Below are 20544 nucleotides of genomic sequence, written 5' to 3'. Positions count from 1 at the left end.
ATTAAAATAATGAAAATTTTTCATTTTTAACATTCTTTTACCAAAAATAAGCTATTATTTCAAACATTATCAAATAAAAGGTTTTTAAGATGCGTATAAAATTACCACATATTCCTTATATCGCAAATAAAATGATGTTAGATATAGCTAATTCTTCTTTTGTAGAAATTAAAGATCAATTAGAAAAGCTTAAGGTATGTATAATAGAAGTTTTAGAGAAAGATATTCTAAATGAAAGAAAATTAGATGAAAGAGTAAAAGAGCTTTTAGAGCAACAAGAAGATGAAATGGAGCTTATGCAAGTAGATCGTAAAAATATGTTTTGGCTTGTGAAGAAAAAGTTAGCTCCTGAATTTAATGTGATTTTAGATTCTGAAGATAGACATAATCATCTAGCGCATCAAATTTTAGAAGAACTTGTAGAGAATGATTATATTAATTTTATAGTGAGTGAAAATAGAGTTAAAAATTTAATCTTTTCAAGCATAGAGTCTTATCTTAAAATTTATGAACAACTTGAAGATGAGGTTTATGAGAAAATTAGCAATTATAAAACAAAACCTATTCCAGGTAGCGAAGAATACGATCTTATCTTTGAAAAACTCTATCAAGAAGAGCTTAGAAAAAAAGGTATGTTTTAATGAAGGCTTATATTTATTTAGAAAATGATATTTTTTTAAGTGCTAAGGCTTTTGGAAAGAGCGGTACTTTTTTTGGAGAGCTTGTATTTAACACTTCTTTAACAGGGTATCAAGAAATTATTTCAGATCCTTCTTATGCAGGGCAATTTATCGTATTTTCCATGCCAGAAATTGGTATAGTGGGAACCAATGAAAATGATAATGAAAGCAAGGAAATTTTTGCAAGTGGTGTTTTAATGCGTGAATTAAGTTCCAGTTTTTCAAATTTTCGCGCTAAAGAAAGTCTGCAAGATTATCTTGAAAAACATGGAAAAATAGGAATTTATGAACTTGATACGAGATATCTAGTAAAAATGATAAGAAATAATGGCAATTTAAGAGCTGTAATTTCAACTGAAATTTCAAATAAAGAAGATTTAAAAATCGCCTTAGAAAAATCAGCAAAAATTGATGAAGTAAATTTTGTAAAAGAAGTTAGCACTAAGAAAAATTATTCTCATAAACAAGGCGTTTGGAATGCTAGTTTTCAAAAATTTAATGATGCTAAAAGAAGTGAGAAAAAAGTTGCTGTTATAGATTATGGTGTTAAAACAAATATCTTAAATGAACTTGTAGAAGTAGGTTTTGAAGTAGAAGTTTATCCATATAATGTTAAAGCAGATGAGTTGATTACTCTGTATAAAAAAGGTGAAATTCAAGGCGTGTTTCTTTCTAATGGTCCAGGTGAGCCAAGGATTTTAAAACAAGAGATTGCAGAGATTAAAAAACTTGCAGAAGCTAAAATTCCTATGCTTGGAATTTGCTTAGGTCACCAGCTTTTAAGCAATGCTTTTGGATATGAAACTTATAAAATGAAATTTGGACAACATGGAGCAAATCATCCTGTGATCAATCTTGATACAAAAACGGTAGAAATTACCGCACAAAATCATAATTATAATGTTCCAGAAGAATTAGCTCAAGTGGCTCATATCACTCATAGAAATTTATTTGGCGATAATGTTGAAGGAGTAAGATATAAAGACTATCCTATTATTTCAGTGCAACATCATCCAGAAAGTTCTTCAGGTCCTCATGAAAGTAAGTATATTTTTAAAGAATTTATGAATTTGATGTGAGTATAGATTTTTTAGCTATTATCAGCGTTGCTTTTTTATCTAGTTTTGGACACTGTTATTCTATGTGTGGTGGTTTTAATTTACTTTTTATAAATTTGAATTCAAAAAGCAATAATTTATTTTTATTAACTTTTATTTATAATTTGTTTAGAATTTTTGCTTATATTGTTTTAGGGATAATTTTTGGGACTTTTGGGAATATCTTGGCAATCAATGCTAAGGTTCAAAGTTTGTCATTTTTTATTCTTGGTATATTTATGATGATTTTGGGTTTTGCTCTTATTTTTAGAGGCAATATGTTATCTTTTATTGAAAATAATGTTTTTTTTGATAGTTTTGTAAAGAAAATTATTAAAAAATCTAAAAATTTTAAAGGATTAAAATCAGCCATATTTTTAGGATTTTCAAATGGTTTTGTTCCTTGTGGATTGGTGTATTTTTTTATAGCCAATGCAATGAGTAAGCAAAATATTTTTGAAGGTATTTTGGTAATGATGATTTTTGGAATATCAACTTTACCTGCGATGTTATTTTTTTCTAAAATTTCACAGTTTTTTAGTGATTTTTTGAAAAATTTATTTAATTATTTATCGTATGGCGTTATTGTTTGTTACGGTATAAATCTTGCCTATATAGGTTTTAAGGCTTTTCAATGAAAGATTTTTTTAAAGATCAGTTTTTTAAAGCTCTTGAAAAAAATACAATTTTTTCAAGAGCTGATGTTCAAGGAAATTTAATTTTTGTCAGTGATAAGCTTTGTCAAATAAGTGGATATAGTAAAAAAGAGCTTATAGGAAAAAAACATTCAATATTTAAACATCCAGATGTTGAGGAATGTTATATTGAAGAACTTTTAAAAAAACTTTCATATAAAAAACCTTATCAAGTTATTTTTAAAAATATTGATAAATTAGGCAAAACTTTCTATCTTGAAACCTTATTAATCCCCATATTGGATAAAAATAATGAATTAATAGAAATAGTAGCATTCTCTCATGATGTTAGTAATTCTTTTAAGCTTAATGAAGAGCTTGCTCTAAATCACGCTAAATTAAGAGAATTAAGTATTAATCTTGAAAATACAGTTAAAAATCACCAACAAGAATTTATACAGTTAGGTAAAAAATTTGAGAAAAAAATGCAAATTGCCTTGGAAAAAAATGAAAAAGATATTAAAATAGCATATGAAGAGATTTTGAAATCTTCATTAGAACAAATGATTAGTGATATAGCACATCAATGGAGACAACCGTTAAATGAGCTCGGTATTGCCATGTTTCAAATGAAGCAAAATCTTAAAGATGAAAAAGGATTTGCTGAAATTTACTCACAATCAAAAGATATGATTAAAAATATGTCAGAAACAATTGATGTGTTTAGAACTTTGTTTAACAAAGGAGTAGAGCAGTGTGTATTTATAAAAGAGACTTTAAATAAAGCCTTGGAAATTGCTTTTGAAACTATAGAAAAAAATCATGTAAATATTAATATTGTTTCGAAAAGTGATTATGAAGTTTTGGCATATGAGAATGGTTTAATAAGAGTTTTTCTTAATTTGATTTTAAATTCAATAGAAGCATTTAAAAACAAAAAAAGGAAAATCATAACAATAAATTTTTCAAAATTTGGAAAAAATTATCTGAAAATTACAATAAAAGATAATGCTGGTGGGATTGATAAAGAAAATTTAGATAAAATTTTTCAACCTTATTTTACAACAAAACATCCTGGTCAAGGTATAGGAGTAGGACTTTATATAAGTAGACAAATTATCGAAAGTTTCCAAGGAAAAATAAAAGTTAAAAATGGAAAAGACGGGGCTTGTTTTGAGATATTTTTAAAACTAAAAGAGAGGGTAGAGTAGAAATGTCACAAGAATGTAAAGAATTGATAATATTAGTAGTTGAAGATGAGGTTAAGACTAGAGAATCAATGATTAATATCTTAAGCGAACGCTTTAGTAAAGTAATCGGAGCTCAAAATGGAGATGAGGGGCTTAAAAAATTTAAAAAATTTAAGCCAGATTTAGTTATCACAGATATTGCTATGCCTATTATGGATGGACTGGATATGGCAAGAGAGATTAAAGAAATTTCAGATGATGTCCCAATTGTTGTTCTTAGTGCGTATTCAGAGAAAGAGAGACTTTTGCGTTCTATTGATATTGGTATAGATAAATATTTGATTAAACCTGTTGATATAGAAGAGTTGTTTAAAGTTTTAGATTATCTGATAGGTGAAAAAATTGAAGCAAATATGCTTGTAAAAATTTCTGAAGAATATCAATTTAACAAAACTAAACGAACTTTAATTTGCAGTGGTGAAGAAATTGTTTTAACTAAAAAAGAATTGGCTTTTATTTCTTTGCTTTTAAAGCAACCTGGAGCTTTGGTTTTGCATGAAGATATTAAGAAAAATGTTTGGATAGGTGAACATGTGAGCGATACTGCTGTTAGAACTTTTATAAAAAGAGTAAGAGATAAAGTGGGTGAAGATTTTATAAAAAATGTGCCAAGTTTAGGTTATAAGATAAATATCAATAAATAAGACTGATTTAACCTTAAAATATAAAGCATAACAAATGATTAACAAAATTGTTGTTTTTAAGAAAAAATGTATAATTAATATTCTATAATATTCTCTTGTTATCAAAAATTTTAAGGAGAAAGTCGATGCATCCAGGTAATGTATTAAATTACGACTATACGGTTGCAAGATATTTTATGTTTGCGACCATATTGTTCGGCATTGTTGGTATGGCTATAGGAACTCTTATAGCTTTTCAAATGGCATATCCTAATTTAAACTATTTAGCAGGAGAATATGCTACTTTTTCAAGACTTAGACCACTTCATACTTCGGGTGTGATTTTTGGTTTTATGCTTTCAGGGATTTGGGCAACTTGGTATTATATAGGTCAGCGTGTTCTTAAAGTGAGTATGGCTGAGTCAAGATTTTTGATGGCTGTTGGTAAGCTTCATTTTTTGCTTTATATGCTTACTATGGTTTTAGCTGTTATATCTTTGTTTATGGGTGTGACTACATCTAAAGAATATGCAGAGCTTGAGTGGCCTTTAGATATTCTTGTTGTTCTTGTTTGGGTTTTATGGGGTGTAAGTATTTTTGGACTTATTGGAATTCGTCGTGAAAAAACTCTTTATATTTCTCTATGGTATTATATAGCTACATTTTTAGGTATAGCTATGCTTTATCTTTTTAACAACATGGAAGTACCAACTTATTTTGTTACTGGAATGGGGAAATGGTGGCATAGTGTATCAATGTATGCAGGAACAAATGATGCTTTAGTGCAATGGTGGTATGGACATAATGCTGTGGCGTTTGTATTTACTGTAGGTATTATTGCTCAAATTTATTACTTCTTGCCAAAAGAAAGTGGTCAGCCGATTTTCTCTTATAAACTCTCTTTGTTTGCATTTTGGGGCTTAATGTTTGTTTATCTTTGGGCAGGTGGTCACCATTTGATTTATTCAACTGTACCCGATTGGATGCAAACTATGGGTTCGGTTTTCTCTGTAGTATTGATTTTACCTTCTTGGGGTTCAGCGATTAATATCTTGCTTACTATGAAAGGCGAGTGGAGCCAGCTTCGTGAGAGTCCATTGATTAAATTTATGATTTTAGCATCAACTTTCTATATGTTCTCAACACTTGAAGGGCCAATTCTTTCAATTAAATCTGTTAATGCTTTAGCACACTTTACAGATTGGATTCCAGGACATGTTCATGATGGAACATTAGGTTGGGTAGGATTTATGACTATGGCTGCGCTTTATCATATGACTCCTAGAGTTTTCAAAAGAGAGCTTTATAGCAAATCTTTAATGGAAGCTCAATTTTGGATCCAAACCACAGGTATAGTTCTTTATTTTGCTTCAATGTGGATTGCAGGTATTACTCAAGGTATGATGTGGAGAGCGACAGATGAGTATGGTAACTTGCTTTATAGCTTTATTGATACCGTTGTGGCTATTGTTCCTTATTATTGGATTAGAGCGATTGGTGGATTGTTGTATCTTATCGGTTTCTTTATGTTTACTTATAATATTTACAAAACAATTGCTTGTGGAAGAGTGCTTGATAAAGAACCAAAAAGCGCTTCGCCTATGGCAGCATAAAAAGGAGAAAATATGTTTAGTTGGTTAGAAAAAAATCCATTCTTTTTTGCTGTAGCTGTTTTTGTAGTGATTGCTTATGCAGGCATAGTTGAAGTTTTACCAAATTTTGCAGAAAATGCAAGACCAATTGAAGGTAAAAAACCTTATACGGTTTTACAACTTGCAGGGCGTGCAGTATATATTAAAGATAGTTGTAATGCTTGTCATTCACAGCTTATTCGTCCATTTAAATCAGAAACAGACCGTTATGGTATGTATTCTGTAAGTGGTGAATTTGCTTATGATAGACCTTTTCTTTGGGGTTCAAAAAGAACAGGACCTGATCTTGCTCGTGTAGGAAATTATAGAACGGCTGATTGGCATGAAAATCATATGTGGGATCCTACTTCCGTTGTTCCAGATTCTATTATGCCTTCATATAAGCATATGTTTAAAAATAATGCAGATATTGAAACTGCTTATGCTGAGGCTTTAACTGTGAAAAAAGTTTTCAATGTTCCTTATGATACAGAAAATGGAACAAAACTTGGTTCATGGGAGGATGCACAAGCTGAAGTAAAAGCCGAAGCTCAGGCTATAGTTGATCAAATGAAAAATCAAGAAGTAAAAGATGCTTTTGCTAGAGGTGAAATCAAAGAAATAGTTGCTTTGATCGCTTATTTAAATAGCTTAAAGTAAGATGATGGAACATTTATCAATAGTTTTTGATGTGATTAAAAATTTAATCACATTTGATTTAGCAACAGTTCAAAAACATGAGTGGGAGATTTTCCAAGGTTATGGTTTTTTTGCACTCGTGATGTTTTTGTCAATAGTATTATATGCGTATTTGTATCATTTATATAGAACAGAAAAAAAAGGCGAGAGAAATTATGAAAATTATGCAAACCTTGCCTTAAAAGATGATATTGATGATAGTGTATTAGAAAGTAAAAGGAGTGCTTAATGCAATGGTTAAATTTAGAAGATAATGTTAATCTCTTATCTTTAATTGGAGCTATTCTTATCATTTTAATCACACTAGTTATTGTGGGTAGAATGTTTAAGCAAATGAAAGAAAAGAAAGGCGAGTCAGAGCTTAGTGAATATAGTTGGGATGGAATAGGAGAGTATAAAAATGCTGTTCCTACTGGTTGGGCTGTGGTATTTTTCCTGACTATTGTTTGGGCTATTTGGTATTTTCTATGGGGATATCCTTTAAATTCTTTTTCAAGTATAGGTCAATATAATGAAGAAGTAGCAACTCATAATACAAAATTTGAAGAAAAATTTAAAAATTTATCTCCTGAAGATAAAATAGTAATGGGTCAAAATATCTTTTTAGTTCAGTGTTCGGCTTGTCATGGAATTACAGGAGATGGTATCAATGGTAAAGCTCAAAATTTAAATATTTGGGGTAGTGAAGAAGGTATAATCAATGTAATTAAACATGGTTCAAAAGGTATGAATTTTCCAGGTGGAGAAATGCTTGGTGCTGCTGATTTAGGTGTAGCAGAAGAAGATATCCCTGCTATTGCTGCTTATGTAGCAAAAGATCTTTCAGCTATTAAGAAAACTGCAAATGAAAATTTAGTAGCAAAAGGTAAAGAAGCTTATGCAACTTGTGCAGCATGCCATGGAGAAGATGGAAAAGGTCAAGATGGAATGTTCCCAGATCTTACAAAATACGGTTCTGCAGCTTTTGTCGTAGATGTTTTACATAGTGGTAAGGCTGGTTTTATAGGAACAATGCCGAGTTTTCCAACACTTAATGATATTCAAAAAGAAGCTGTTGGCGAGTATGTAATTTCTCTTTCAAGGGGTGAATGATGGAAAATAATAATAGATGCGTGTTTTCTCTTTCAGGTGTTACAGGTATGTTAATTGCTACGGTTTTGTTGCTTGCTATCTTAGCAGTTTTAACTATTTGGGGTCTTAAAGCTCAGCAAGAAGTGATGCAAAAGCCATATAGTCTTAAAGATGTACAAAGTGTAAAGATGTTTGGTTCAAAAGAACAAGATCATAGAAGTATAAAGGAAGCACAATGAGTAAGGCTTTGGAATATTTAATTGTTATTGGTTTAGTTGTTGCTGCTGCAATCACCGCTTGGTCGGTTTTAACTGCAAATCATCTTCATATAGGATGAAAAAAATATTACAAGATGGCTTTTTTTTAGCCATCTTCTTCTTTGTTTTATTGCCTTCTAGGGTTTTTGCTCTCGATGCTGTACTTTTTAATGAAAATATTTTAAGTCAAAAAGTAAGTAATGAGATTAATCTTATAGGAAAAGAGCTTTACCAAAAAAGTAATATTTTTATTGGCGTTATGGTTGGTGATAAAACTGAAATTGAAACTTTATTAAATAAACAAAAAGAACTTCCTCAATCTTATATATTGCTTCTTTTGTCAAAAAATTCTCACAAAGTTGATATAGTGGGCTCAAAAGGTACTTTAGCTTTGATTGATAAAGAAGCCGTGCTTAGTCCTTATCCTGGAACAGGATCTATTTTACCGATATTAGCTACAAATAAAGGTGATATTTATAATGCTGCTATACTTAATGGTTATGCAGATATTGTAGATCGTGTGGCAAAATCCTTGGGATTGCAATTAGAACATTCTATAGGTAATGCAAATCGTGATACTATCAATATCTTAAGAATACTTATTTATGGATTTATTTGCTTTGCATTGTTATACTATGCACAAAGAAGAATAAAGAGGAAAAAAAATGTTAGAAACTAAAAAAAGTTTTTGGCCTTATGGTATTTTGCTTTCACTTTTGGCTATAATTATTGCTTGTATTGTAACGATTTTTATAGCAAGTCACCATCCTGTGTATGAGGATGATTTTTATTTTGACTCTTATCAAAATGTTGAAAATAATTACAATCAAATACAAAAACAACAAGTAAATTTTGATAAATTTTTTAAAGTAAATTTTCAAAATGATAAAATCACTTTTATAGGTAAAAGAAAAATTCCTAGTTATGAAGTGGATCAAAATTCTTATGTTGCAAATTTTAAAATTTCTGCATTACAAAATATAAATTCTGATGATTTAAAAGTTCAAGTTCTTCTTACAAGACCATTCACTAAAAATTTTGATCAAAAGTTAGAAGGACAAGTTAAAAATGGAATTTTAAGTATCGCTTTACCTAAATTAGATAAAGGTAGATGGGAGCTTAAGCTAAAGTTTTATGCAAATCAAGAAACAGTGGGTTTTTTTAGCTACGAATTAAATGCTCAATGAAATTAAGAATTTTTAGTTCTTCAAGACAAATTAGAGAATATTATAATCAAAAAAAACAGCAAAATGCTTTATTAGATAGTGCTATTCATATAGGTGAATTTTTAGATAAAGTTTGTTTGAGCAATTTTCATAAAGCAAGTTCTTATGAAAGTTTGCTTTTAATGCAAGAAGCTTGTCTAAAAAGTAAGGATTTAGAAAAAAAACTAGGAATTTCGGTAGAATTTTTTGCTTTTTTGAAAAATAACGAATATCTTTTTTCTTTTTTTAAAGAACTTAGTTTAGAAAAAAAAAGCATAGAAGATCTTAAAAATAATGATTATTATGCCACCTATAATGAACATTTAGAAATTTTAGATGAGGTATATAAAAATTATCTTGCTTTACTTGAAAAAAATTCTTTTTATGATGATCTTTCTTTACCTAAAAATTACACTCTTAATAAAGATTTTTTAGATGAGTATGAAGCTATAGTTTATGATTTGCAAGGTTTTTTGAGTAAATTTGAAGAAAATTTATTAAGTGAAATTTCTCAGATTAAAGAAGTGGTTTTAAGTTTTAAAACAAGTAAATTTAATCTTGAATATCTTTTAAAACTTGATTTTTTAAAAATATTTGATTTAAAAATAAACACTCATTATAAAATCAATCTTTCAAAACAAGAGATTTTAAAAGAAGAAATTTTTAAAACAAAAAATTCAAAAATTAAACTCAAATCTTTTGAATTAAGGGCTTTACAATGTGCCTTTGTTATGGATGAAATTTCACATTTTGTACGCAAAGGTTTAAAGCCTGAAAATATTGCAGTTATAACTCCAGATGAAAGTTTTTGTGAATTGTTGAGACTTTTTGATAAAGACAATATGCTTAATTTTGCAAGTGGAATTAGTATTAAAGAGAGTTTGTTTTATCAAAAATTTCAAGCACTTTATGAAAGTGCTAGCAGTGCTTCTTTTGTCTATAAAAATCAAGAGGATTATTTTGAAGACGCGCAGATGATTTTTGATTATCACAATACGCTTTTACATTCTTTAAAGCTTGATTTTATAGAGTTTAAAAAATATTTTGATCAGAAATGTGATTTTGAATATTTTGAAAAATTACTTGCTTTGTTTTTAGAAAATGAAAAACAAGAGCTTATTTATTTGATACGAAAAGAACTTTATTTTATTAAAGATTTATTGAAAAATCAGTCTTTAACTCTTAAAGAGTTGATCCATCTTTTTTTCATGCAAATTTCACAACTTTCCCTTAGTGATGTAGGTGGAGGTAAGGTTACGGTAATGGGACTTTTAGAAAGTCGTGGGCTTTGTTTTGATGGGGTGATTTTGGTTGATTTTAATGAAGAATTTATTCCTAAAAGAAGTGTTAATGAACTTTTTTTAAACAATGAAGTGCGTAAAAAAGCAGGATTGATTAGCTATGATAGAAGAGAAAATTTACAAAGATTTTATTATGAAAGCTTGATGAAGAATGCTTTAGAAATAAGTATTTGCTTTGTGGAAAATGAAGAAAAAAGCAAATCACGTTTTTTAGATGAACTTGATTTTGACTTTTATTATGAAACCCATATTCACCAAAAAGCTTATCTTAATGCTTTAAAATTAGACTATGAAGGCATAAAACCTAATCTAACTCCTATAAAAGCTCCTATTTTAAAGCATAATCCTTTCGAGTTCCCGCTTTCTTTTAGTCGTTTTAATTTATTGGAAAATCAAAAAAGAACTTATTATTATCGCTATATTTTAAATTTAGCAGAACCTAGGGTTTTAAGCGAGGAAAGCAAAGCGAAAAATCAAGGAAATTTCATCCATAAAATGCTTGAAATTTATTATAAAAATTATGCAAATAATGATTTTGATATAAAAGTTTTTACAAATTTATTGGATAAAGAATATCAAAAATACAATATCAGCGAACTTGATCTTGAAGTATTTAAATTAAAATTTATACAATTTGCTAAAAATGAAAAAGAGCATTTTTCAAAAGGCTTTTATGTCGCACATACAGAGCTCGAGTTAAATAATATTTTAAAGCTTGGAGCAGATAGTATAAAACTTAAGGGCACTATAGATCGTATCGATAGTTCAAAAGAAGGTAATTTGATTATTGATTATAAAAGTGGAAAAGTGCCAAGTAATTCTTATCAACTTGCTTTTTACCAAGCTTTATATGATGAAAATGCAAGCATGGGTTTTTATGATTTAAATAGTATGCAAATATTGCATCAAAAAGCCAAAAGTTTAGATGAGCTAAGAGAAAGACTTAAAGATTTAGTTCTTATGAGCAAGGAAGAAATAGAGTTTGAAAATGAACAAGATGAGTATTGTCCTTATAAACTCATTTATAAAAAGGAATTAAAATGAGTCAATTTGAGCCTTTTTTGGCATTAGAAGCGAGTGCAGGAAGTGGAAAAACCTTTGCCTTGAGCGTGCGTTTTGTAGCACTTATTTTAAAAGGAGCTAGGATTAATGAAATTTTAGCTTTAACTTTTACTAAAAAAGCTGCTAATGAAATGCAAAAAAGAATTATTGAGACTTTTTTAAATTTAGAAAAAGAAAATAAAACCAGTGAATGCAATGAGCTTTGCAAGCTTTTAGGTAAAGATAAAGAAGAGCTTATTTCTTTAAGAGATGCTAAAAAAGAAGAATTTTTAAGAACAGAGTTAAAAATCAGTACTTTTGATGCTTTTTTCGGAAAAATTTTGCGTGTTTTTGCTTTAAATTTGGGCTTAAGTAGTGATTTTACAATGAGTGAAGAGAAGCTTGATGTAAGAGAGATTTTTTTAAAACTTCTTAAAAAAGATGAATTAAAAGATTTGGCTTATTATATTAATTTAGTTGATGAGAAAGAAAATTTTTTTAACGAGCTTGAAAAATTTTATGAGAATGCTTATTTTCAAAATCTTCCTAAAATTCCAAATCCATCTAAAGCTTATATCAATAAAGCTTATAGTGAGTTAAGAAGTTATTGTTTGGGTCTTACTCATGTAAAAAATTATAAAAATTTGTGTGACAATTTTAAAAGTGAAGTTTTAGATTTGTCTGTATTTATGCAATCAAGCTTTATGACAAAATTTGAAAGTACAAAATATTTGCAAGATTTAGAAAGCACTAACTTGCATTTTAGCGCAAAAAGAATGGAGCTTATAAATGCTTTAAATACTTATGCTATAGAGCTTGAAAATTATAAAATTGCTAATTTAATGAATCTTTTAAATCATTATAGTGAAGCTAAAAATATATTTCATAAAGATAAAAATACTTTAAATTTTCAAGATGTGAGTAAAAAAGTTTATGAGTTAATAACCAGTGAATTTAAGGATATGATTTATTTTCGCTTAGATGGTTTTATTTCGCATTTGCTTATTGATGAATTTCAAGATACAAGCGTGATCCAATATCAAATTTTACGCCCTTTGATTGCTGAGCTTGTTTCAGGGGAAGGAGTTAAGAAAAATCGCACTTTTTTTTATGTAGGAGATAAAAAACAAAGTATTTATCGCTTTCGTAAAGGAAAAAAAGAATTATTTGATTTGTTAAAACAAGAATTTGAACAAATTAAAAGTGACAGTTTAAATACTAATTATCGTTCTAAAGAGCTTTTGGTTGATTTTGTTAATGAAACTTTTAAAGAAAAAATCAAAGATTATAAAGAGCAATTTGCCTTAGAAAGCAAAAAAGGCGGTTTTGTGCGTATTGTGGAATCTAAAGAACAAAAGGTTAAAAACCAAGCTCAAGAAATTAAGGAAAAGACTTTAGAAACTTTATTTGAGCAAGTTAATTTTTTAAGATCTAAAAATATTTCTTATGATGATATTTGTATTTTGTGTTGGAAAAATAGCGATACAGATATGGTTTTGGATTTTTTAAGAGAGCAAAATATTCCTGCGTTTACTCAAAGTAATGTTTTACTTGAAAATAAAGCAAGCGTAAGACTTGTTTTAGAATATGCTAAATATTGTATTTTTGGTGATGAGTTTTACTTGGTATTTTTAAAAGAACTTTTAGGTTTTGAGCCGAGAAAAATCGCCCTTGATTTTTCAAAAAATACTATGGAAAATGTACTTTTTTTAATAAAAGAATTAAAACTTGATTTAAATGATATAGCTTTAATGCAATTTATCGAATATGCTAAAACTAAGGAAAATTTTTTAAAGCTTTTATTTGAGCCTTGTACTTTGAAAATAGTAAGCGAACAAAATATGGGTATTAGTATTATGAGTGTGCATAAATCTAAGGGTTTGGAATTTGATCATGTGATTTTGCTAGATAGTTTATCTAAAAACAATTCAAACAATGAAGATATTATGCTTGAATATGATATCAATCAAGGTTGGCAACTCCATATTAAAGATAAAATTCGAGAGCTTACTAAAGAGCCTATTTATACCCTTTTTAAAGAAAATATTACAAAAGCAAATTATGAAGATGATATCAATAAACTTTATGTGGCTTTTACAAGAGCTAAGGAAAGTTTGATTATCATAAAAAGAAACGAAGAAAGTGTAAATGGAAATTATCCAAGTTATTTTAAGGGGGGATTTTTAAATATACACTCTCAAGAAAGAGGTTTTTTAGAAAGCAAAGAACAAATTTTAAGTGTTAAAAAAGAAAGTATTCAAGCTTTACAAAAATTTGAAAAAATTAGCCCACAAGAAGTTCAAAGTGAAGAAAGGCTTGATAGTAAAGAGCTATATTTTGGAAATGCTTTTCATTTTTTTATGCAAAATTTAAAACTCCCTAAGAGTGAAAATTTTCAAATACTTACCCAAAGATGCAAGAGCAAATTTAGGCATTTTTTAGATGAGAGTGATTTTGAAAAGCTTTTTAAAAGAATTGAAATTTTGCTGAAAAATACTCAATTTCAAAATTTAATTAGCGATGGAAAGCTTTTAAAAGAGCAAGCTTTGAGTTTTAATGGAGAAATTAAACAATTAGATTTGCTTGTTTTAAAAGATGAAGAAGCTTTCATAATTGATTATAAAACAGGTCTTGCTATGCAAGATAAACATAAAGAGCAAGTAAGAACTTATAAGATTGCCATTAGTGAAATTTTGAAAAAAGATAAAGTGCGTGCTTTTATAGTTTATTGTTTGGAAAATGAAATTCAAATTTTGGAAATATAAACTTTATTTTTACTTAAATTAAGTAAAAATTAATATTATTTTTTATACAATCACATTTTAAATTTTTGGCAAAGGTAAAAATTATGACAAAGATAACAAAGCCAAACGAAGTAAAACGAGAATGGATTGTTTTAGACGCAGAAGGCAAACGCTTTGGTCGTCTTTTAACTGAAGTAGCAACAATTTTGAGAGGTAAAAACAAGCCTTGCTTTACTCCAAATGTTGATTGTGGTGATTATGTAATTATCATCAATGCTTCAAAAGCTGTATTTACAGGTGCTAATAAAGCAGAAGATAAGCTTTATCATAGACATTCAGGATATTTTGGAAGTGTAAAAAGTGAAAAATTTGGTGATTTACTTGAAAAAAATCCTGCAAAATTGTATAAATTAGCAGTTAGAGGTATGCTTCCTAAAACAAATTTGGGCAGAGCTATGCTTAAAAAATTAAAAATCTATGCGGGTAGTGAGCACCCACACACTGCACAAATTGCTAAAGAAGGAAAATAATCATGGCAACAACATACGCAACAGGTAAGAGAAAAACTGCTATCGCAAAGGTATGGGTAAAACCAGGTAGTGGTAAAATTAGTGTTAATGGTGTTGATTTAAACACTTGGCTTGGTGGACACGAGGCGATTAAGCTTAAAGTGGTTCAACCTTTACTTGTGACTAAACAAGAAACTTCAATGGATATTAAGGCAACTACTTTAGGCGGGGGCTATAGTGCTCAAGCTGAAGCTTTAAGACATGGAATTTCAAGAGCTTTAGCAGCTATGGATGCTGATTTTAGAGCCTTATTAAAACCTAAAGGACTTCTTACTAGAGATAGTAGAACTGTTGAGCGTAAAAAATACGGACGCCGCAAAGCAAGAAGAAGTCCGCAATTCTCTAAACGTTAATATTTTTTGGTGGGATTTTCCCACCTTTCTACAATTTTTTATAAAACTCATCCTTTTTTCTATCATTATATGATATAATTACAAAATTTAAATTTTATTTTATAACACTAATGAAAGGTTTTTCTATGAAAAAAATATTATTATGTTTAGGTTTGGCAAGTGTTTTATTCGGTGCTGATAACAATGTAAAATTTGAAATCACTCCAACTTTAAACTATAATTACTTTGAAGGTAATTTGGATATGGATAATCGTTATGCACCAGGTGTTAGACTTGGTTATCATTTTGACGATTTTTGGCTTGATCAATTAGAATTTGGGTTAGAGCATTATTCTGATGTTAAATATACAAATACAAATAAAACTACAGATATTACAAGAACTTATTTGAGTGCTATTAAAGGTATTGATGTGGGTGAGAAATTTTATTTCTATGGTTTAGCAGGTGGAGGATACGAGGATTTTTCAAATGCTGCTTATGATAATAAAAGCGGTGGATTTGGACATTATGGCGCGGGTGTAAAATTCCGTCTTAGTGATTCTTTGGCTTTAAGACTTGAAACTAGAGATCAAATTAATTTTAATCATGCAAACCATAATTGGGTTTCAACTTTAGGTATTAGTTTTGGTTTTGGTGGCAAAAAGGCAAAAGCTGTAGAAGAAGTTGCTGATACTCGTGCAACTCCACAAGCAAAATGTCCTGTAGAACCAAGAGAAGGTGCTTTGTTAGATGAAAATGGTTGCGAAAAAACTATTTCTTTAGAAGGTCATTTTGGTTTTGATAAAACTACTATAAATCCAACTTTTCAAGAAAAAATCAAAGAAATTGCAAAAGTTTTAGATGAAAATGAAAGATATGATACTATTCTTGAAGGACATACAGATAATATTGGTTCAAGAGCTTATAATAAAAAACTTTCAGAAAGACGTGCTAAAAGTGTTGCTAATGAACTTGAAAAATATGGTGTAGAAAAAAGTCGCATCAAAACAGTAGGTTATGGTCAAGATAATCCTCGCTCAAGCAATGATACTAAAGAAGGTAGAGCGGATAATAGAAGAGTGGATGCTAAATTTATTTTAAGATAATGAATAAAACTATTTTATTTGATTTAGATGGCACTTTAATTGATTCTACTGATGCTATTTTAAATTCTTTCCAAGGAGCTCTTAAAGCCCTTGGATTAACTTCTAAAAATAATGAAGAAATCAAAAATCTCATAGGTTATCCTTTAGAGCAAATGTTTAGAATGCTTTATCCAGATAAAGTAAATTTAAGTAAAGAATTTGTATTAACTTATCGTGAAATTTATACACAAATTTATTTAGAACAAACCACTCTTTTGCCTAAAGCAAAAGAGGCATTAGAACTTGGAAGCGAAATTGCAGATCTTGGTATAGTTACAACAAAAGGTGGTAAATTTACTCCGATTTTACTTGATTATTTGGGAGTTAAAAAATTCTTTAAAACTTTAATTACTCTTGAAGATGTCACAAATCCAAAGCCAAGTTCCGAACCTATAATTTTAGCCTTAAAAAGACTCAATAAAACTCAAGAAAATGCCTATATGATAGGCGATACAATACTAGATATTCAAGCTGCAATTTCTGCTAATATCACTCCTTTGGCCTTAACTTGTGGCTATGGCAATGAAAATGAATTAAAATCCCATTCTATGGTATTTTTAAATGCATATGAGGCTGTTAATTATATAGCTAGATTAAACTAATTTCAAGTTTTCATTAAACGCCTTTTAAGAGAATTTATAGTAAATTGATAGCTAAAAAATTATAAAAATTATCAATATAAAGGAAGGTCTCAATGGGTAAAATTATGAAAACTATGGACGGAAATGAGGCTGCTGCATATGCTGCGTATGCTTTTACTGAAGTTGCTGGAATTTATCCTATTACACCTAGTTCTCCTATGGCTGATTACACCGATATGTGGGCAGCTGCAGGTAAAAAAAATCTTTTTGGAGTTCCTGTAAAAATCGTAGAAATGCAAAGTGAAGCAGGTGCTGCAGGTAGTGTGCATGGATCTTTACAGGCTGGAGCTTTAACTACAACTTATACAGCTTCTCAAGGATTACTCCTTAAAATTCCAAATATGTATAAAATAGCAGGTCAATTGCTCCCCTGTGTAATCCATGTAGCAGCGCGTTCTTTGGCTGCTCAAGCTTTGTCTATCTTTGGCGATCATCAAGATATTTATGCGGCAAGACAAATTGGTTTTGCTATGCTTTGTTCGCATTCTGTGCAAGAAACCATGGACTTAGCTGGTATAGCACATTTAGCTGCAATTAAGGGAAGAGTGCCATTTTTACATTTTTTTGATGGTTTTAGAACAAGCCATGAAATTCAAAAAGTTGAAGTGATGGATTATGCGCATTTTGATAGATTATTAGATAGAGAAGCTTTGCTTGAATTTAGAAATAATGCTTTAAATCCAGAAAATCCAAAAACACGTGGAACAGCACAAAATGATGATATTTATTTTCAAACTAGAGAAGTAAGCAATCGTTTTTATGATGCTTTGCCTGATGTTGTTAATGAATATATGCAAGAAATTTCAAAAATTACAGGTAGAGAATACAAACCATTTACTTATTATGGACACAAAGAGCCAGAGCGTATGATTGTTGCTATGGGTTCTGTAACTCAAGCACTTGAAGAGGTAGTGGACTATCTTAATGCTAAGGGTGAAAAGGTAGGGATTTTAAAAGTTTATCTTTATCGTCCATTTAGTTTAAAATATTTCTTTGATGTTATGCCAAAATCAGTGAAAAAAATCGCGGTTTTAGATAGAACCAAAGAACCAGGAAGTCTTGGGGAGCCGCTTTATATTGATGTAAAATCAGCTTTCTATGGAAGAGAAAATGCTCCTGTTATAGTGGGTGGAAGATACGGACTTTCTTCAAAGGATGTTGATCCTGCTCAAATGATAGCAGTATTTGAAAATCTTAAACTTGATAATCCAAAAGATGGCTTTACTGTAGGTATAGTTGATGATGTAACTCACACTTCACTGAGTGCTGGAGAGAAAATTTCACTTGGAGATGAAAGTACGATCGAATGTTTATTTTACGGACTTGGTGCTGATGGAACTGTGGGTGCAAATAAAAACTCGATTAAAATTATCGGGGATAAAACGGATTTTTACGCTCAAGCTTATTTTGCTTATGATTCTAAAAAATCAGGGGGTTATACAAGAAGCCATTTAAGATTTTCTAAAAAACCTATCCGTTCAACTTATCTTGTTTCAACTCCGCATTTTATCGCTTGTTCGGTAGCGGCTTATTTGGAAATTTATGATGTTTTAGCAGGAATTCGTAAAGGAGGAACTTTCCTTTTAAATAGTATTTGGAATGCTGAAGAAACCATAAGACAACTTCCAGATGCAGTAAAGAAAACTTTAGCCGAAAAAGAAGTAAATTTTTATATCATCAATGCAACCAAACTAGCTCGTGATATAGGTTTGGGAAATCGTACAAATACCATTATGCAATCAGCCTTTTTCAAACTTGCAAAAATCATTCCTTATGAAGACGCACAAAAATACATGAAAGAGCTCGCGTATAAATCTTATAGTAAAAAAGGCGATGCTATTGTAGAAATGAATTACAAAGCTATTGATGTGGGTGCTGATGGACTTGTAAAAGTTGAAGTGGATCCAAATTGGAAAAATTTAGAGCTTAAAGAAAAAGAACAAACCAATGCCTATAAAGGTACTGAATTTGTTGAAAAAATCGTAAAACCTATGAACGCAGCCAAGGGTGATGATTTACCTGTTTCAGCCTTTTTAGGTTATGAAGATGGAAGTTTTGAACACGGCACAACCGAATACGAAAAACGCGGTGTTGGGGTTATGGTACCAAGATGGATAGAGGCAAATTGTATTCAATGTAATCAATGTGCTTCAGTTTGTCCGCATGCTGTTATCAGGCCATTTTTGATCAATGATGAAGAAATGGCAAATGCACCTCGTGGTGTAAAAGATCATGCTTTAGAAGCTAAAGGAACCAAAGGAGAAAAATTAAGCTTTAAAATCCAAGTTTCTCCACTTGATTGTACAGGCTGTGAGCTTTGTGTTCATGAGTGTCCTACTAAGGAAAAATCTTTGGTTATGGTACCACTTCAAGAAGAGATGGATTTTGGCGAGCAAGAAAATGCGGATTATTTATTTAAAGAAATTACTTATAAAGATGATATTTTAAATAAAGAAACCACAAAAGGAGCACAATTTGCCCAACCTTTATTTGAATTCCATGGGGCATGTCCTGGATGTGGGGAAACTCCTTATATTACTTTAATCACAAGATTGTTCGGTGAAAGAATGATTGTGGCTAATGCTACAGGTTGTAGTTCTATTTATGGGGGTTCAGCTCCATCAACTCCTTATAGAAAAAGTGTGAAAAATGGACATGGTCCTGCTTGGGGAAATTCACTTTTTGAAGACAATGCCGAGTTTGGTTTGGGTATGAAAATTGCAACTGAAAACACAAGACACCGCATTGAACATATCATGAATGAGAGTATGCAAGAAGTTCCAAATGCTTTATCAGCCCTTTTTAAAGATTGGATTGCAAATAAAGACAATGGTGCTATGTCTGTGGAAATTAAAGATAAAATGATCCCTATTTTAGAGCAAAATAAAAATATTAAAGCGGTGCAAGATATATTAGAGCTTAAACAGTATTTAAGTAAAAAATCTCACTGGATTTTTGGTGGTGATGGTTGGGCTTATGATATAGGCTATGGCGGACTTGATCATGTTTTAGCAAGTGGAGAAAATGTAAATATTTTAGTACTTGATACAGAAGTTTATTCTAATACTGGCGGTCAAAGTTCAAAATCTTCTAGAACAGGAGCTGTGGCACAGTTTGCAGCAGCAGGCAAACCTATACAGAAAAAAGATCTAGGTCAAATTGCTATGACTTATGGTTATATTTTTGTAGCACAAGTAAATTCAACGGCAAATTATACTCATCTTATCAAAGCTATCACTGCAGCTGAGGCCTATGATGGACCATCTTTGGTGATTTGTTATTCTCCTTGTATAGCTCATGGTATTAAAGGTGGGCTTGGTTACTCAGGAGAGCAAGGTGAGCTTGCTACAAAATGTGGTTATTGGCCACTTTATACCTTTGATCCTCGTTTAGAAGAGCAAGGAAAAAATCCTTTAACTTTAACAGGAAAAGAGCCTGATTGGGATTTATATGAGCAATTTTTAATGAATGAAGTGCGTTATAATGCACTTAAAAAAGCAAATCCTGAACACGCTGCTGAGCTTTTTGAACGCAATAAAAAAGACGCTCAACGTCGCTATAGACAGCTTAAGCGTATCGCTATGGCTGATTATAGCAATGAGGTTGAAAGCTGATAAAATATA

General features: G+C 30.2%; 20 protein-coding genes. All 20 read left to right on the top strand.

Going from position 1 to position 20544, the window contains the following annotated elements; genetic code table 11:
- The first annotated feature begins 89 nt into the window (after positions 1-89).
- The 20 genes from BGS40_RS06575 (at position 90) to nifJ (ending at position 20535) form a co-directional block, all read left to right on the top strand.
- Entirely contained in the window at positions 90-641 is a 552-nt protein-coding gene (locus BGS40_RS06575) for a DUF507 family protein (RefSeq protein WP_002855802.1), read from the top strand.
- A complete protein-coding gene (gene carA / locus BGS40_RS06570) occupies positions 641-1759 on the top strand; it encodes a glutamine-hydrolyzing carbamoyl-phosphate synthase small subunit (RefSeq protein ID WP_002851156.1) in 1119 nt (372 codons plus the stop codon). Before BGS40_RS06575 ends, carA begins: the two co-directional genes overlap by 1 nt.
- A complete protein-coding gene (locus tag BGS40_RS06565; protein ID WP_002851528.1) occupies positions 1756-2415 on the top strand; it encodes a sulfite exporter TauE/SafE family protein in 660 nt (219 codons plus the stop codon). Before carA ends, BGS40_RS06565 begins: the two co-directional genes overlap by 4 nt.
- The gene (bumS, locus tag BGS40_RS06560; protein ID WP_096738526.1) at positions 2412-3623 is read left to right on the top strand and encodes a butyrate sensor histidiine kinase-like phosphatase BumS; all 1212 of its coding nucleotides are present in this window, start codon (positions 2412-2414) and stop codon (positions 3621-3623) included. Before BGS40_RS06565 ends, bumS begins: the two co-directional genes overlap by 4 nt.
- A 2-nt stretch (positions 3624-3625) precedes the next feature.
- On the top strand, positions 3626-4306 hold the full coding sequence (gene bumR, locus BGS40_RS06555; RefSeq protein WP_057100491.1) for a butyrate response regulator transcription factor BumR: 681 nt from the start codon (positions 3626-3628) through the stop codon (positions 4304-4306).
- Positions 4307-4431: 125 nt separating this feature from the next.
- Complete coding sequence (ccoN, locus tag BGS40_RS06550; RefSeq protein ID WP_096738525.1) at positions 4432-5898, top strand: cytochrome-c oxidase, cbb3-type subunit I; 1467 nt, start codon at positions 4432-4434, stop codon at positions 5896-5898.
- Between the two features lie 12 nt (positions 5899-5910).
- Positions 5911-6576 (top strand): cytochrome-c oxidase, cbb3-type subunit II, encoded by a 666-nt coding sequence (gene ccoO / locus BGS40_RS06545; protein WP_002869793.1) that lies wholly within the window; start codon positions 5911-5913, stop codon positions 6574-6576.
- A 4-nt stretch (positions 6577-6580) separates the two neighbouring features.
- Positions 6581-6844: a cytochrome c oxidase, cbb3-type, CcoQ subunit gene (locus BGS40_RS06540; protein ID WP_002804842.1), complete on the top strand. Its 264-nt coding sequence runs from the start codon at positions 6581-6583 to the stop codon at positions 6842-6844.
- The gene (locus tag BGS40_RS06535; RefSeq protein WP_096738524.1) at positions 6844-7707 is read left to right on the top strand and encodes a c-type cytochrome; all 864 of its coding nucleotides are present in this window, start codon (positions 6844-6846) and stop codon (positions 7705-7707) included. The genes BGS40_RS06540 and BGS40_RS06535 overlap by 1 nt, the downstream gene beginning before the upstream one ends.
- Positions 7704-7925 (top strand): DUF4006 family protein, encoded by a 222-nt coding sequence (locus BGS40_RS06530; protein ID WP_002858873.1) that lies wholly within the window; start codon positions 7704-7706, stop codon positions 7923-7925. The genes BGS40_RS06535 and BGS40_RS06530 overlap by 4 nt, the downstream gene beginning before the upstream one ends.
- Positions 7922-8023, top strand: coding sequence for a hypothetical protein (locus BGS40_RS06525; RefSeq protein WP_052782868.1), 102 nt, complete (start codon positions 7922-7924; stop codon positions 8021-8023). Before BGS40_RS06530 ends, BGS40_RS06525 begins: the two co-directional genes overlap by 4 nt.
- On the top strand, positions 8020-8622 hold the full coding sequence (locus BGS40_RS06520; protein ID WP_002869204.1) for a hypothetical protein: 603 nt from the start codon (positions 8020-8022) through the stop codon (positions 8620-8622). Before BGS40_RS06525 ends, BGS40_RS06520 begins: the two co-directional genes overlap by 4 nt.
- Positions 8609-9130, top strand: coding sequence for a FixH family protein (locus BGS40_RS06515; RefSeq protein WP_002869790.1), 522 nt, complete (start codon positions 8609-8611; stop codon positions 9128-9130). Before BGS40_RS06520 ends, BGS40_RS06515 begins: the two co-directional genes overlap by 14 nt.
- Positions 9127-11493 carry a PD-(D/E)XK nuclease family protein gene (locus BGS40_RS06510; RefSeq protein ID WP_096738523.1) on the top strand — a complete coding sequence of 789 codons (2367 nt, stop codon included), beginning with the start codon at positions 9127-9129 and terminating at the stop codon, positions 11491-11493. The genes BGS40_RS06515 and BGS40_RS06510 overlap by 4 nt, the downstream gene beginning before the upstream one ends.
- The gene (locus BGS40_RS06505) at positions 11490-14255 is read left to right on the top strand and encodes a RecB-like helicase (RefSeq protein WP_096738522.1); all 2766 of its coding nucleotides are present in this window, start codon (positions 11490-11492) and stop codon (positions 14253-14255) included. Before BGS40_RS06510 ends, BGS40_RS06505 begins: the two co-directional genes overlap by 4 nt.
- Positions 14256-14338: 83 nt before the next feature.
- Entirely contained in the window at positions 14339-14764 is a 426-nt protein-coding gene (gene rplM, locus BGS40_RS06500) for a 50S ribosomal protein L13 (protein WP_002779321.1), read from the top strand.
- A 2-nt stretch (positions 14765-14766) separates the two neighbouring features.
- Complete coding sequence (gene rpsI / locus BGS40_RS06495) at positions 14767-15156, top strand: 30S ribosomal protein S9 (RefSeq protein WP_002851459.1); 390 nt, start codon at positions 14767-14769, stop codon at positions 15154-15156.
- A 125-nt stretch (positions 15157-15281) separates the two neighbouring features.
- On the top strand, positions 15282-16241 hold the full coding sequence (gene cadF, locus BGS40_RS06490) for a fibronectin-binding outer membrane protein CadF (RefSeq protein ID WP_087692169.1): 960 nt from the start codon (positions 15282-15284) through the stop codon (positions 16239-16241).
- The gene (locus BGS40_RS06485; RefSeq protein WP_052782179.1) at positions 16241-16882 is read left to right on the top strand and encodes an HAD family hydrolase; all 642 of its coding nucleotides are present in this window, start codon (positions 16241-16243) and stop codon (positions 16880-16882) included. Before cadF ends, BGS40_RS06485 begins: the two co-directional genes overlap by 1 nt.
- A gap of 92 nt (positions 16883-16974) precedes the next feature.
- Entirely contained in the window at positions 16975-20535 is a 3561-nt protein-coding gene (nifJ, locus tag BGS40_RS06480) for a pyruvate:ferredoxin (flavodoxin) oxidoreductase (protein ID WP_096738521.1), read from the top strand.
- The last annotated feature ends 9 nt before the right edge of the window (positions 20536-20544 follow it).

Source organism: Campylobacter sp. 107, assembly GCF_002383835.1.
Taxonomy (GTDB): domain Bacteria; phylum Campylobacterota; class Campylobacteria; order Campylobacterales; family Campylobacteraceae; genus Campylobacter_D; species Campylobacter_D jejuni.
The sequence above is the reverse complement of the archived record's forward strand: the minus strand, read 5'-3'. Positions and strand labels throughout refer to the sequence as shown.

Bases quoted from the DNA above. Each gene is read 5' to 3' on its own strand.
- BGS40_RS06575 (WP_002855802.1), top strand. From the start codon at position 90: ATGCGTATAAAATTACCACATATTCCTTATATCGCAAATAAAATGATG.
- carA (WP_002851156.1), top strand. From the start codon at position 641: ATGAAGGCTTATATTTATTTAGAAAATGATATTTTTTTAAGTGCTAAG.
- bumS (WP_096738526.1), top strand. From the start codon at position 2,412: ATGAAAGATTTTTTTAAAGATCAGTTTTTTAAAGCTCTTGAAAAAAAT.
- bumR (WP_057100491.1), top strand. From the start codon at position 3,626: ATGTCACAAGAATGTAAAGAATTGATAATATTAGTAGTTGAAGATGAG.
- ccoN (WP_096738525.1), top strand. From the start codon at position 4,432: ATGCATCCAGGTAATGTATTAAATTACGACTATACGGTTGCAAGATAT.
- ccoO (WP_002869793.1), top strand. From the start codon at position 5,911: ATGTTTAGTTGGTTAGAAAAAAATCCATTCTTTTTTGCTGTAGCTGTT.
- BGS40_RS06540 (WP_002804842.1), top strand. From the start codon at position 6,581: ATGGAACATTTATCAATAGTTTTTGATGTGATTAAAAATTTAATCACA.
- BGS40_RS06535 (WP_096738524.1), top strand. From the start codon at position 6,844: ATGCAATGGTTAAATTTAGAAGATAATGTTAATCTCTTATCTTTAATT.
- BGS40_RS06530 (WP_002858873.1), top strand. From the start codon at position 7,704: ATGATGGAAAATAATAATAGATGCGTGTTTTCTCTTTCAGGTGTTACA.
- BGS40_RS06525 (WP_052782868.1), top strand. From the start codon at position 7,922: ATGAGTAAGGCTTTGGAATATTTAATTGTTATTGGTTTAGTTGTTGCT.
- BGS40_RS06520 (WP_002869204.1), top strand. From the start codon at position 8,020: ATGAAAAAAATATTACAAGATGGCTTTTTTTTAGCCATCTTCTTCTTT.
- BGS40_RS06515 (WP_002869790.1), top strand. From the start codon at position 8,609: ATGTTAGAAACTAAAAAAAGTTTTTGGCCTTATGGTATTTTGCTTTCA.
- BGS40_RS06510 (WP_096738523.1), top strand. From the start codon at position 9,127: ATGAAATTAAGAATTTTTAGTTCTTCAAGACAAATTAGAGAATATTAT.
- BGS40_RS06505 (WP_096738522.1), top strand. From the start codon at position 11,490: ATGAGTCAATTTGAGCCTTTTTTGGCATTAGAAGCGAGTGCAGGAAGT.
- rplM (WP_002779321.1), top strand. From the start codon at position 14,339: ATGACAAAGATAACAAAGCCAAACGAAGTAAAACGAGAATGGATTGTT.
- rpsI (WP_002851459.1), top strand. From the start codon at position 14,767: ATGGCAACAACATACGCAACAGGTAAGAGAAAAACTGCTATCGCAAAG.
- cadF (WP_087692169.1), top strand. From the start codon at position 15,282: ATGAAAAAAATATTATTATGTTTAGGTTTGGCAAGTGTTTTATTCGGT.
- BGS40_RS06485 (WP_052782179.1), top strand. From the start codon at position 16,241: ATGAATAAAACTATTTTATTTGATTTAGATGGCACTTTAATTGATTCT.
- nifJ (WP_096738521.1), top strand. From the start codon at position 16,975: ATGGGTAAAATTATGAAAACTATGGACGGAAATGAGGCTGCTGCATAT.